13 protein-coding genes are annotated in these 13,409 nt (G+C 56.8%); 11 read left to right on the forward strand and 2 right to left on the reverse strand.

Features of this window, described 5'->3' with window-relative positions:
- From RCCS2_RS01450 to RCCS2_RS01480, 8 genes are read left to right on the forward strand one after another with little or no spacing between them, the layout of a single operon-like run.
- Complete coding sequence (locus tag RCCS2_RS01450; RefSeq protein ID WP_008230750.1) at nucleotides 1-747, forward strand: sulfite exporter TauE/SafE family protein; 747 nt, start codon at nucleotides 1-3, stop codon at nucleotides 745-747.
- A 1-nt stretch (nucleotide 748) separates the two neighbouring features.
- Nucleotides 749-1,684 (forward strand): phosphate acyltransferase, encoded by a 936-nt coding sequence (locus RCCS2_RS01455; protein WP_008230751.1) that lies wholly within the window; start codon nucleotides 749-751, stop codon nucleotides 1,682-1,684.
- Nucleotides 1,681-2,745, forward strand: a complete 1,065-nt coding sequence (locus tag RCCS2_RS01460; protein WP_008230752.1) for an acetate/propionate family kinase — start codon at nucleotides 1,681-1,683, stop codon at nucleotides 2,743-2,745. Before RCCS2_RS01455 ends, RCCS2_RS01460 begins: the two co-directional genes overlap by 4 nt.
- Nucleotides 2,746-3,510 (forward strand): sulfite exporter TauE/SafE family protein, encoded by a 765-nt coding sequence (locus RCCS2_RS01465; RefSeq protein WP_008230753.1) that lies wholly within the window; start codon nucleotides 2,746-2,748, stop codon nucleotides 3,508-3,510.
- Nucleotides 3,511-3,521: 11 nt separating this feature from the next.
- Complete coding sequence (locus tag RCCS2_RS01470; protein ID WP_008230754.1) at nucleotides 3,522-6,350, forward strand: molybdopterin oxidoreductase family protein; 2,829 nt, start codon at nucleotides 3,522-3,524, stop codon at nucleotides 6,348-6,350.
- Nucleotides 6,347-6,493: a hypothetical protein gene (locus RCCS2_RS18495; protein ID WP_008230756.1), complete on the forward strand. Its 147-nt coding sequence runs from the start codon at nucleotides 6,347-6,349 to the stop codon at nucleotides 6,491-6,493. The genes RCCS2_RS01470 and RCCS2_RS18495 overlap by 4 nt, the downstream gene beginning before the upstream one ends.
- A complete protein-coding gene (locus RCCS2_RS01475) occupies nucleotides 6,490-7,251 on the forward strand; it encodes a 4Fe-4S dicluster domain-containing protein (RefSeq protein WP_008230757.1) in 762 nt (253 codons plus the stop codon). Before RCCS2_RS18495 ends, RCCS2_RS01475 begins: the two co-directional genes overlap by 4 nt.
- Complete coding sequence (locus RCCS2_RS01480; protein ID WP_008230763.1) at nucleotides 7,251-8,135, forward strand: dimethyl sulfoxide reductase anchor subunit family protein; 885 nt, start codon at nucleotides 7,251-7,253, stop codon at nucleotides 8,133-8,135. Before RCCS2_RS01475 ends, RCCS2_RS01480 begins: the two co-directional genes overlap by 1 nt.
- A gap of 52 nt (nucleotides 8,136-8,187) precedes the next feature.
- On the opposite strand, the gene RCCS2_RS01485 is transcribed toward RCCS2_RS01480, so the two are convergent.
- Both RCCS2_RS01485 and RCCS2_RS01490 read right to left on the reverse strand, forming a co-directional pair.
- Nucleotides 8,188-9,249 carry an ABC transporter ATP-binding protein gene (locus tag RCCS2_RS01485; RefSeq protein ID WP_008230764.1) on the reverse strand — a complete coding sequence of 354 codons (1,062 nt, stop codon included), beginning with the start codon at nucleotides 9,247-9,249 and terminating at the stop codon, nucleotides 8,188-8,190.
- Between the two features lie 3 nt (nucleotides 9,250-9,252).
- Nucleotides 9,253-10,059: an IclR family transcriptional regulator gene (locus RCCS2_RS01490; RefSeq protein ID WP_008230765.1), complete on the reverse strand. Its 807-nt coding sequence runs from the start codon at nucleotides 10,057-10,059 to the stop codon at nucleotides 9,253-9,255.
- A gap of 160 nt (nucleotides 10,060-10,219) precedes the next feature.
- Between RCCS2_RS01490 and RCCS2_RS01495 the strand changes: the two genes are divergently transcribed.
- The 3 genes from RCCS2_RS01495 (at nucleotide 10,220) to RCCS2_RS01505 (ending at nucleotide 13,407) form a co-directional block, all read left to right on the forward strand.
- Nucleotides 10,220-11,476, forward strand: a complete 1,257-nt coding sequence (locus tag RCCS2_RS01495) for an ABC transporter substrate-binding protein (RefSeq protein ID WP_008230766.1) — start codon at nucleotides 10,220-10,222, stop codon at nucleotides 11,474-11,476.
- Between the two features lie 129 nt (nucleotides 11,477-11,605).
- A complete protein-coding gene (locus RCCS2_RS01500) occupies nucleotides 11,606-12,559 on the forward strand; it encodes a carbohydrate ABC transporter permease (RefSeq protein ID WP_008230767.1) in 954 nt (317 codons plus the stop codon).
- On the forward strand, nucleotides 12,559-13,407 hold the full coding sequence (locus RCCS2_RS01505; RefSeq protein ID WP_008230768.1) for a carbohydrate ABC transporter permease: 849 nt from the start codon (nucleotides 12,559-12,561) through the stop codon (nucleotides 13,405-13,407). The genes RCCS2_RS01500 and RCCS2_RS01505 overlap by 1 nt, the downstream gene beginning before the upstream one ends.
- Nucleotides 13,408-13,409: the final 2 nt, after the last annotated feature.

Below are 13,409 nucleotides of genomic sequence, written 5' to 3' on the forward strand. Positions count from 1 at the left end.
TTGCCATTCGACCTTGGCCCCGGCACAGCGGCGGCCCTTGCAATTGCTTTGCTGGGTGCCGCCTACGTCCGGGGCTATTCGGGTTTTGGGTTCTCGGCGATTTTTATTGCCTTCGCGGCCCTTGTCACAAACCCGCTCCCTCTTATTCCGGTAGTCTTTGCATGCGAAATGTTGATGACAGTCTTTCAAGCCCGCGGCATTCGCGGTCATGTAGACTGGCGCAGGGTTTTGTGGCTGTTGGCGGGGGCCGCGGTGGCACTGCCTTTTTCAGTCTCGGTGATCTTGTCGGTGGGCGAAGAAACCGCACGCATCGCGATATCAGCCATCATCTTGGTGATGTCTTTGGTGTTGCTGACCGGTTGGACACTCAAAACCCGGATCGGCCCACTGGGCCACGGCGGTGTGGGGATCGTATCGGGCGCGTGCAACAGCGCCGGGATCGGTGGTTTGCCCGTGGCCGCGTTCATGTCGGCGCAACCCATGAAAGCTGCGGTCTTTCGCGCGACAATGATCGTCTACCTCACCGGTCTGGACATGATCACGATGCCCCTGCTTTGGGCAGGCGGTTTGGTGACATGGGACACAGCCATCGGGGTTGCTATGGCATTTCCCATCTTGGGCGTCGGCGTTTGGCTGGGTGGGCGTCAGTTTCTGTCTGCTTCCCCTTCGACATTCAGACGATTTGCGGTGATGTTGCTATTGGCACTATCCGTTCTGGGTCTGCTTCGTGTTTTTCTAAGGATGTAATATGACGTCTCCGTTTCTTTCCACCCACCAGGCCGTGGCGCCCGCTGACCTGATCGCCCGCGCACAAACCTTTGGCGCGCCCCGCGTTGCCATCGCGCGCGCTGGATCGCCCTTGCCGATGCAAGCGGCAGAGGACGCAACCAAGGCAGGGATCATGGTGCCTGTCTTTGTGGGCGAAGCGGATATGATCCGTGCCGAGGCAGCCAAGCTGGATTGGGATATTTCCGGCTACGCGCTGCATGACACAACGGGCGAGGAAGAGGCCGGGCGCACCGCTGCTGCTCTATGTGGCGCGGGCGAAGCCGATGTCCTGATGAAGGGCCAGTTGCACACCGATGTGTTCATGAAATCCGCCGTCAGCCGCGATGCAGGTCTGCGCACGGGTGCACGTTTTGTCCATATCTTCCACATCTCACACCCTGACGGTGGCAAACCCATCCTGATCTCTGATGCAGCGGTCAACGTGGCCCCTGATCTGACTACGCGGCAGTCGTCGATTGTTGAGGTCAAAAAGCTGCTGAACAAGCTTGGCAATGACCACCCGAAGATCGCGATCCTTTCGGCGACCGAAAGCGCCATTCCGTCAGTGCCGTCTTCGATGGATGGGAAAGAGCTTGCCAATTGGGCGCAGGACAACGTTGAAGGAATTTCTGTCTCTGGCCCGCTGGCATTGGACTTGATCATTTCACCGCAGGCTGTCGCGACCAAGAAGCTGACAGATGACCCTGTCGCGGGACATGCCGACGCCATTATCGTGCCTGACATCGTATCCGGTAATGCGCTGTTCAAAGCCTTTGTGTATCTCACAGGTGGTTGCGCTGCCGGTGTTGTTACTGGTGCGAAGGTTCCAATCCTGCTCACATCCCGCGCAGACCCACCGGCCGCGCGTATTGCATCCGCAGCCTTGGCTGCCATCAGTTGCGGGTTGCTCAAGTGATCCTTGTTCTGAACGCAGGCTCTTCCTCGTTGAAAATCGAGGTGTTTGATCAGGGCTTAGGCTCTGTCGTTTCGGGCCGCGTGACGAACCTTGGCACGACAGGCGAGCTGAAACTCGGTGACACCAAAACACCGGTTGAAACCCGCGACCACGCCCATGCACTTGAACTGATGCTGGCGGCCTTGGCCGACGCTGGCTATCCGCTGACAGCCTTTACCGCCGCAGCACACCGTATCGTGCATGGTGGGGCGGTCATGACGCAGCCCGCGCGGCTGCGCCCGCCCGTCATTGCGACCATCGAAAGCGTGATCCCACTGGCCCCGCTGCACAACCCAAACAACCTTGCCGGTATCTATGCGCTGCAAAAGATGGCACCCGATTTGCCGCAATACTGCAGCTTTGGCACCGCCTTTCACGCAACAAACCCAGAGGTCGCAACCCGCTACGCCATTCCCCAAACGCACCATGATGCGGGCATCCGGCGCTATGGTTTCCACGGATTGTCCTACGCCAACATGGTCGCCGATTTCGGCGATGCCTTGCCCGAACACCTGTTGGCCTTCCATCTGGGCAACGGTGCCAGCCTTTGCGCCATTCGCAACGGCCAGTCCATCGCGACCTCAATGGGCTATTCCCCCCTGTCCGGCCTGACCATGGGCACGCGTTCCGGTGATATCGACGGGGCAGCCGTGCTGCGTATGTCCAAGTCGCTAGGCGAGGACGAAACCGACCGGATGCTGAATAAAAACGCTGGTCTGCAAGCGCTGGCTGGTGACAATAACATGAAGACGCTGCTTGAGCGTGATGATGATACCGCCAAATTCGCGGTAGAGCATTTCTGCTATTGGGCCGCACGCCATGCAGGCTCGGCGGTTATTGCGATGGGTGGGCTGGATGCCGTGGCCTTTACTGGTGGAATAGGTGAAAACGCAGCACCTATTCGTGACAGGATCATGGAAAAACTTGCCTGTTTTGGGGATGTGTCTGTGCACGTCATCGCCGCCGATGAAGAAAAGCAAATCGCGCGCGATGCGCTTGCGCTGATCGCAGAAGGGCGCTGAATGTTTGAAAGCCTGCTCAGCGCTGTTGATCTGACCGCACGGGAATTCCTGATCCTGACCGTCATCGTGATCGTTGCAGGCGTCGTGCGCGGGTTTTCCGGCTTTGCGTTGTCAGCCATCGTCATGGCCAGCGCTGTCATCATCTTGCCCCCGGTCCAACTGATCCCGATCTGCTGGTGGCTGGAAATGACAGCCTCGGTTTTGATGGCAAAGGGCGGCTGGCAAGAGGCAGATCGCGGTGTCGTGCTTGGTCTTGTGATCGGATCGACGCTGGGGGTGCCGTTTGGCCTGCTGCTCACTACCTCTCTTCCTGTGGAAACCAGCAAAGTGATCGTCCTGTTGCTGATCATCGGTCTGGCCATCACCCAACTTGCCAAAATCCGTTTGCAATTCCTTGCAACGAAACCCGGCCTTTACGGGTCCGGCTTTGCTGCAGGGATTGCGACAGGATTGGCAAGTGTTGGCGGCATGGTGATTGCGGTCTATGTACTGTCGCAACAGGCACCCGCCGCCAAAATGCGCGCGGCCTTGGTATTGTTCTTGTTCATTAGTTCGCTGACAACCGTCATCACCCTGCTTTGGTTTGGCGTCATGAACAGCACCGCCACCGCGCGCGGCCTTAGCCTTGCCATACCCACAACGATCGGCGTGATCATCGGGCAAAAGCTATTCAACCCGCGGTTTGCCCCCTACTATCGCCCTGTATGCCTGTCCTTGCTTTGCGCATTGGCAGGCACCGCCCTTGTCCGCACCCAACTCGTTTGAAAGGTTCTCAGATGTCACTTGATCAGCCCCAACTGGATACATCGCCCGACGTCTCGGACGAGGTGCGCAAGACGACCTGTTACATGTGTGCCTGCCGCTGCGGGATCAACGTGCATATGAAAGACGGCAAGGTCGCCTATATCGAAGGCAACAAGGACCATCCGGTTAACCAAGGTGTGCTTTGCGCCAAGGGCAGCGCGGGCATCATGCAGCACAACGCGCCATCGCGGCTACGCGCCCCGCTCAAGCGTGTGGGCCCGCGTGGATCGGGCGAGTTTGAAGAGATTTCATGGGAAGAAGCGCTGACCATGGCGACGGATTTGCTGGGGCCAATCCGCGAAAAGCATCCTGAGAAGCTGGCATTCTTTACGGGCCGCGACCAATCGCAGTCTTTCACCGGGTTCTGGGCGCAAGGATTCGGCACACCCAACTTTGCCGCCCATGGGGGGTTTTGTTCTGTGAACATGGCTGCCGCTGGCATCTATACGATGGGCGGCGCGTTCTGGGAGTTTGGCCAACCGGATTGGGAACGCACAAAACTGTTCATGCTATTCGGCGTCGCTGAAGACCACGACAGCAACCCCATCAAAATGGGTATCGGCAAGATCAAAGAACGCGGCGCACGCATGATTGGCGTCAACCCGATCCGCACAGGCTATAACGCTGTGGCCGATGATTGGGTAGGTATTACACCCGGCACCGATGGCCTGTTTATTCTTGCGATGGTGCATTGCCTGATGAAGGCCGGCAAGGTTGATCTGGATTACCTTGCGCGCTTTACCAACGCCTCTGTCTTGGTGAACGAAGACCCCAAGTCCGACCAATTCGGCCTGTTCCTGCGCGATGATGATGGGCAACCCCAGGTCATCGACCGCAACACCGGTCAGCTTGCGCCATGGAACGGCCAAGACGTTGAACCTGATCTTGCGGCCACCTACCGCGCCAAAGGCATCACACACCGCCCCGTTTTCCACCAAATGGCGGATCGCTACCTGTCGGATGAATACGCCCCAGAAGCCGTGGCAGAGCGTTGCGGCATTCCCGCCCAACGCATCCGCGCACTGGCCGCTGACCTTGCCCGTGTTGCGTTTGACGAAGCCATTGAACTGGACCGCCCATGGACCGACTTCCGCGGCAAGAAGCATGATAAAATGGTCGGGCGCCCGGTCAGCTTTCACGCCATGCGCGGCATCTCGGCCCACTCCAACGGGTTCCAGACCTGTCGCGCGCTGCATATCCTGCAAATCATCCTCGGTTCCGTCGAAGTTCCCGGTGGCATGCGTTTCAAACCGCCCTACCCCAAACCCGCGACAGCGCACCCTAAACCGCATGGCAAGGTCACGCCGGGCGCTGCCCTTGATGGTCCGCATCTTGGCTACACCCACGGCCCAGAAGACTTGTTGCTAGAGGATGACGGCACACCAAAGCGCATCGACAAGGCCTATTCATGGGAAAACCCGATGTCCGCCCACGGGTTGATGCATATGGTGATTTCCAATGCACACGCGGGCGTACCCTATAAGATCGACACGCTATTTATGTATATGGCAAATATGTCGTGGAATTCATCTATGAATGTTGGCGGTGTGCATAAAATGCTGACCGACAAAGATGAGGACGGGAACTATGTGATCCCGAATATCATCTACTCCGATGCCTATTCATCCGAAATGGTGGCCTATGCCGACCTTATCCTGCCCGACACAACTTATCTGGAACGGCACGACTGTATCTCACTGCTCGACCGCCCGATTTGCGAAGCAGACGGCGTGGCCGACGCGATCCGCTGGCCTGTGGTCGAACCTGACCGTGATGTGCGCGGCTTTCAATCAGTGCTGTGCGATCTGGGCGCGCGCCTTGGCATGCCGGGTTTCGTGAACGAGGACGGCAGCCAGAAATACCAAGACTACGCAGACTATATCACCAACCACATCCGCCGCCCCGGCGTTGGCCCGCTGGCCGGTTTCCGCAAAGGCGAAGACGGCCCGCAAGGTGGCCGTGGTGACGTGAACCCGAACCAAATCCAAGACTACATCGACAATGGTGGTTTCTGGTTGGAACACGTCCCCGAAAACGCGGCCTTCTACAAACCGTTCAGCATGGATTATCAGAACTGGGCGGTGAAAATGGGCTTCTACGATGCCGTCCAGCCCTACATCTTCCAGCTTTATGTTGAACCGTTGCGTAAATTCCAAGCGGCCGCTGAAGGCATCGGTGAACGGCAACCGCCCGAACACCTGCGCGAGCGGCTGAAGCTGACGATGGACCCGCTGCCCATCTGGTACGGACCGTTGGAAGACGACCAAGTCGATCTGGACGAATACCCGGTGCATGCGCTGACCCAGCGTCCTATGGCGATGTACCATTCATGGGGTACGCAAAACGCGTGGCTGCGGCAAATCCACGGGCATAACCCGCTTTATGTGCCGACCAAAATCTGGGAAGCGAACGGATTTGAAGACGGGGATTGGGCCAAAGTCAGTTCCACCCACGGGTCCATCGTGGTGCCTGTTGCGCACCAAGCGTCCCTGAACGCCAATACGGTCTGGACATGGAACGCGATTGGCAAGCGCAAAGGCGCATGGGCCTTGGATGAAGACGCGCCAGAGGCGACAAAGGGTTTCCTGCTGAACCACCTGATCCACGAACTGTTACCGCCCAAGGGTGATGGTCTGCGTTGGGCGAACTCTGACCCGGTCACAGGTCAGGCGGCATGGTTTGATCTGCGCGTAAAGATCGAAAAGTCTGACGTACCAAACGAGGCGCAACCGGTCATGCCTGCGATTAAGTCGCCGGTGCCTAAGGGCCCCAGCGCGTTGGAATGGAAGGTAGGCAAATGACCAACCGCCAAGTTCTAATGCTGATTGCCGCCTTCGTCATCCTGACGCTCGGCAGTTTCATCTGGTTCATCGCCACATGGGACGCTGACAAAGAACAACTTATCGGCTATGCGCCTGCACTTATCGAAGGGGCCACAGTATGACCCAACTGCCACCACCATCCGCCAAAAAGCTGGGCCTCGTCATTGACCTCGATACCTGTGTCGGCTGCCATGCCTGCGTGGTATCGTGCAAAGGCTGGAACACGGAAAACTATGGTGCACCGCTGTCCGACCAAGACGCATATGGCGCCAACCCGTCAGGTACATTCCTGAACCGTGTGCATTCCTACGAGGTGCAACCCGATCAAGGCGAAGCACAGCTGATCCACTTCCCCAAATCCTGCCTGCACTGCGAAGACGCACCTTGCGTCACCGTTTGCCCAACCGGGGCCAGCTATAAGCGCGCCGAAGACGGCATCGTCTTGGTCAATGAAAGTGACTGCATCGGTTGCGGGCTTTGCGCATGGGCCTGCCCGTACGGCGCGCGTGAATTGGACGCCAAAGAAGGGGTCATGAAGAAATGCACCCTTTGCGTGGACCGCATCTATAACGAAAACCTGCCGGAAGAAGACCGCCAGCCAGCTTGCGTGCGGACCTGCCCTGCTGGTGCGCGCCACTTTGGTGATCTGGGTGACGTAGACAGCGATGTGTCGAAGCTAGTGGCCGATCGCGGCGGGTTTGATCTGATGCCGGAACAAGGCACCAGACCGGTCAATAAATACCTGCCGCCGCGCCCCAAGGACGAAATGCCGGAATTCGATGTGCTGGCCCCTTATCTTGAGCCGATCGCCAGCGACGGCAAAGGCTTCGTCGGATGGCTCGACAAAGCGCTGTCCTCTCTGCCCGGAGGTGCGAAATAATGCATCCCGCAAGTTCAGTTATCATCTTCAACACCTTCTCTGGCCTTGGCTTTGGCCTGCTGTTCTGGCTTGGCATGGGTGCGCTTGTGCCCACAGGCATGGGCGCTTTCATCTGGTTCACCATCGCCTATATTTTGGCGGTCGGCGGCCTGATTGCATCGACCTTTCACCTTGGCCATCCAGAACGCGCGATCAAAGCGTTCAGCCAATGGAAAACCAGTTGGCTTAGCCGTGAAGGTATCTGCGCCGTCTTCGCGCTGATCACGATGGCGCTTTATGGCGCTGGCCTTGTTTTTGCTGAGGCGCGTATCCCTTTAATCGGGATCATCGGTGGCATTGCATCGCTTGGCGTCGTGTTCACGACATCCATGATTTATGCGCAGATGAAGACCGTACCCCGTTGGCGGCATTGGACGACGCCTGCGATGTACCTTTTGTTGTCCATTGGTGGCGGCGCGTTGCTGTCAGGGCAAGTGTGGATTGCGACAGTTCTGCTGATCGTTGGTGCGGCACTGCAAGTCTTTTCTTGGGCCTCGGGTGACACCCGGTTCAAGGCCTCTGGCACCAATATGGAAACCGCGACTGGCCTTGGGCACATCGGTAAGGTCCGCGCGTTTGAGCCGCCGCATACAGGCACCAACTATCTGATGCGTGAATTTATCCACCAGGTGGGCCGCAAACATGCGGATCAGTTGCGGATCATCACAATCGGGTTGGCTTTCGTTTTGCCCGTGATCCTGCTGATCGCGATTGAGGTGTCTTCGCTGTCGCATGCATTGGCGATCCCAGCCTTGCTGAGCCACGTTGCTGGTGTGCTGGCATTGCGCTGGCTCTTCTTTGCGCAAGCCGAACATGTGGTTGGCCTCTACTACGGGAAACGCTGAACAAATAAAGGCCCGCAAAACTGCGGGCCTTTGTTTGATGCTTTGGTTTAGCTCAGGTCCGGATACGCATCTCTGTTTCTGCATCAAACAGAAAGATCCGGCTCGCCTCAATCTTGATACCGACTTTGGCGCCTGCCGGCGTCCGTTCGTCGCCGCGTTCTTCAACGACAATCCGTTCGCCGGTGTCGCTGGTCAGGTAGGCGAATGACACACCGCCAAGGCTCTCGATCATCTCGACCGTGTGGGTGTCACCTGCCGGGTTAATCGTGATATGCTCTGGTCGCGCACCAACGCTCAGGGCTTTGCCCTCATACGCAGCGCTGATCATCCCTTCATAAGAGGCGGCCAGACCGGGGGCGACGACCGCCCCACCTTTGGCAGTGCCAGCGACAAAGTTCATCGCGGGCGAACCGATGAAGCCCGCAACGAATTTGTTATCTGGATCACGGTAAAGGTCCATGGGCGCGCCGACTTGTTCAATCACACCAAGGCGTAGCACCACGATCTTATCGGCCAAGGTCATCGCCTCAACCTGATCGTGGGTCACATAGATCATGGTTGCGCCAATTTCCTTGTGCAGGCGCGCGATCTCAACCCGCATCTCTACCCGTAACTCAGCATCAAGGTTTGACAGGGGTTCGTCGAACAGAAAAACTTCCGGCCCGCGCACAATCGCACGACCAATGGACACGCGCTGACGTTGACCGCCTGACAGGGCAGCAGGTTTGCGGTCCAGATAGGGTTCAAGTTTCAGAATACGGGTCGCCTCGGCGACCTTTTCCTCGATCTCGGGCTTGGGGTGGCCGTTCATTTTCAGGCCGAACCCCATATTATCCTTCACCGTCATATGCGGATAAAGCGCGTAAGTCTGGAACACCATCGCCACGCCGCGTTCTGACGGGTCCATGCGGGTGACGTCACGATCACCGATATGCATCGACCCTTCGGTCGTTTCTTCAAGGCCCGCGACCATACGCAACAACGTGGATTTGCCACACCCTGATGGTCCGACAAAAACGCAGAATTCGCCGTCTTCGATCTCTAGATCAACGCCGTGAATGACTTGCACATCGCCGTAGCGCTTGATGACCTTGTTCAGCGTAACACCTGACATGGCTTAAATCCCCGTTGTTTCTTTTGTGCTGTAATCGGGAAAGCTCCAGTTCTGGGCATCCCGTGTGATCTTTGCGGCTGTGTCTTTCAGGATCGGCACGAATGCCTCTAGCCCCGCCAGATTGGTGCGCGCGGTCGTACTGGTGACAGACAAAGCACCAAGCACGCGGCCTGTATCCGTCAGGATTGGCATCGCGACACAGATAATGCCCGGTTCATGTTCTTCACGATCAAAGCCATAGCCATTCTGACGAATATCTTCCAATTCCGCCCGCAATACATCAGCGCTATCAAGGGTATGTGCCGTAAAGACATGAAAGGACTGCTGCTCGATCACCGTATCAGCAGTTTCTTTATCCAGAAATGCCAGCATCACCTTGCCAACACCGGTGCAATAGGCTGGCCCGACTTTGCCTGCTTGGCTGTACATCTCAACCGGCTGACCTGCGTTGCGTTTGTCGATGTACAGAACCTGCGCGTGATCCAATTGCGCAAGATGGACGGTTTCACCCACAGCTTTGCTGAGCACATCAATATGCGGGCGCGCGACAGGGGCCAACGTTGATTGCTCCCATGCGGCATGGGCCAATCGCACAAGGCGTACACCGGGGCTGTAGGTCTGCCGCTCTGGATCGTAGGCCAGCATCTGTTGGTTGGTCAGTGTCTGGACAAACCGGTACAGTGTCGGCTTTGGGAAAGATGATTTCGCCAGCAACTCGCTAAATCGCACTGGCCGCCCGAAAGCCGCCACCTGATCCAGCACTTCAAGCGCTTTTCCGACTGTGCCGTCACCGGTCACGCGTCCCATCATTCCTCCCTCATCTCAGATCCGCTTTTGACACCGGTCGCCTCTCCGGTGCAGCTTTGAGATGTTGACAAGGCTAGCGGGTTCGCGGTTTAGTATCAACATCCAAAACTAAGTTTCAAATAATGAAACTAGTTTTTACGAGGAAGCATACTGGGAGGAAACCATGCATTCCATTTTGAAGACGTCGCTTGCGGCGTTTGTTGCTGTTGGCGTTACAGCGTCAACTGCCGCTGCCCAAGATCTGTCGGGCGAGCTCAACATCATCTCTGACATGTCGAACCCTGCGCCGCGCGCAGTGATGGAAGGCCTTGCAGAAGACTTTGATGCGCTACACCCCGGTCTTGAGGTCAACCTGACAATCGTTGACCGCGAAGCGTGGAAAACACAGATTCGCAATGCATTGGGCGCAAACCCGCCGGACGTTGTAAACTGGTATGCAGCCAACCGCATGCGGCCTTATGTTGACGCTGGTCTGTTCGCCGACATCTCTGATCTGTGGGCTGAACCCGCATTCGAAGCATTGGCATCCACCAAAGGCGCGATGACGCTGGATGATGCGCAGTGGGGCGTGCCCTACACGTACTATCAGTGGGGTGTTTACTATCGCAAAGACATCTTTGATGAGTATGGCCTGAGCGAGCCATCCAACTGGGAAGAAGAGAAATCGAACTGCCAAACACTGCTGGATAATGGCGTCAAATGCTACACTATTGGCACCAAATTCCTGTGGACCGCTGGCGGCTGGTTTGACTACATCAACTCGCGCACCAACGGTTACGATTTCCATATGGCACTGGCCCGTGGTGAAATTGAATGGACCGACGACCGCGTGCGTCAGACATTCGCCAACTGGCGTGAACTGATCGACATGGGTGCGTTTATTGACGATCACCAGACCTATAGCTGGCAGGAAGCCCTGCCCTTTATGGTCAACGGCGAAGCGGCATCATACCTGATGGGTAACTTCGCGGTTGCTGCGATGCGCGACGGTGGCCTGACCGATGATCAGTTGGACTTTTACCAGTTCCCTGTCATCAACCCGGACGTTGATTTCGCAGAAGATGCGCCAACAGATACGTTCCACATCGCATCTGGTGCACAGAACATGGACGCGGCGAAAGAGTTCTTGCGCTTCGTGACATCTGCCGAAGTGCAGACCGAGATTAACGCAGGTGCAGGCCTTGGCCAACTACCGGTAAACGCGAACGCGTCTATCGATGATGACAAGTTCCTTGCCCAAGGCTTTGACATGCTGTCGAACAACGCGGGTGGCGGCATCATGCAGTTCTTCGACCGTGACTTTGATGCGGAAATGGCATCTGTCGGCATGGAAGGCCTGCAAGAGTTCATGGTGTTCCCGGATAATCTGGACGACATTCTTGAGCGCCTCGAAGAGACACGCCAGCGTATCTACCAATAAGCTGTTAGCGGCGGGGTGAACCCCGCCCTACGCCCCGCCCTTACCTAGGGCGGGGTTCACCCCGCAAACAACCCATCTGCAAGCCCGCCCACGGTCTTTCACATGTGTTGACCCAGCAGGAGAAACGCCATGTCGGTGTCACCGGCCGTTCCAAGCACCCGTGCCAGCCAACCGCAACGCGGCTGGTATAAACGCAACGAAATCGCCATCACACCGTGGCTGTTCCTGCTGCCTGCGATGATCTTTTTTGCAGTCTACGTAATCATCCCAATCGGCCAATCGTTCTGGATTTCGCTGCATGAATGGGACGGCCTGGGTGAAAAGACTTGGGTTGGTACCTCCAACTATGAACGCCTGCTCGGCTGGGGTGACGCCAATATTGACCGCAAGTTCGAAGTGTCCTTTTGGAACAACCTTAGATGGTTGGTGCTTTATTTGCTGGCCATTCCCGCCGGTCTGTTCATCGCGCTTTTCCTGAACCAGACCGTTACAGGCATCCGATTTTACAAGTCGATGTTCTTCTTTCCCTTTGTCATCAGCCAGGTTGTTGTTGGCCTTGTCTTCAGCTGGTTCTACCTGCCCCGCGAGGGGCTGCTCAACGCGATCCTCGGCTTCTTTGGCGCAGGCCCTATCAACGTTTTAGGCGATCCCACACTGGCCACCTACGGCATCATTGCTGCGGGCCTGTGGCCGCAAACCGCCTATTGCATGATCCTGTACCTCACCGGCCTGAACGCCGTTGACCCTGAACAGGTCGAAGCCGCCCGTCTTGATGGTGCCAAGGGACATAAAATGCTGTGGTACGTGATCCTGCCGCAACTCAAGCCCGCGACGTTCATCGCCTTCGTCGTCACCATCATCGGTGCGCTGCGGTCCTTTGACCTGATCAGCGTCATGACCAACGGTGGCCCCTTTGGATCAACGCGGGTGCTGTCGTTTTACATGTTTGAGGAATCGCTGTCGGAATTCGGCTTCCGCATGGGCTTTGGCGCCGCCATCGCCGTCGTGTTGTTCTTTATCATGCTGGGGTTCATCACTTACTTCCTGTACTCCATGTACCGTGACGAAAAGGGAGCACGCTGATGTTTCCCACCCCGCTCGCCAAGACGTCGCGCCAATGGCAAATCTCTTACCAAGTGCTTTTGCCCATCATGCTGATCATCTGGCTGCTGCCACTGATCGCTGTGGCCAATTTCTCAATCAAGCCAGAATCCGATTTCGTCAACGGCAACTATTGGGGCATGCCCAGCAGTTTTGAGGCGCTGAACAACTACGGCAAAGTGTTCTTTGAATCGAACATGCCGCGTTACCTGTGGAATTCGTTGTTCATCACCATTCCAACGGTGATCGGCGCTGTCGCCCTGTCTTGCATGGCTGGGTTCGCGTTGGGTGTGTACAAATTCAAAGGCAATTTGCTGATCTTCTTCATCTTCATTGCCGGTAACTTTGTCCCCTTTCAGATCTTGATGGTGCCTGTCCGCGACCTGACAGTGAATCTGAACCTTTATGACACCAAAACCGGTCTGGTGCTGTTTCACATCGCCTTCCAAACCGGGTTTTGTACGCTTTTCATGCGTAACTTCATCCGCGCCCTGCCCTTTCCGTTGATTGAGGCCGCTCGGGTCGAAGGCATCGCGGAGTGGAAAATCTTCCTCTACGTCGTCCTGCCCTTGATGAAGCCCGCACTCGCCGCCTTGGCCGTGCTGATCTTTACCTTCATCTGGAACGATTATTTCTGGGCCGTTGTCCTGACCCAAGGGCCAGACGCCCAACCTGTCACCGCCGGGATCACCGAATTCAACTCGCAGTTCCGCGCCGCCTATCACCTGATGAGCGCGGGTTCCATCGTGGCCGCTTTGCCGCCTGTGGCCATGTTCTTCTTGATGCAGAAACACTTTATCGCGGGCCTCACCCTCGGAGCAGTAAAGTAACC

The sequence above is a fragment of the Roseobacter sp. CCS2 genome, from assembly GCF_000169435.1.
GTDB lineage: Bacteria > Pseudomonadota > Alphaproteobacteria > Rhodobacterales > Rhodobacteraceae > Yoonia.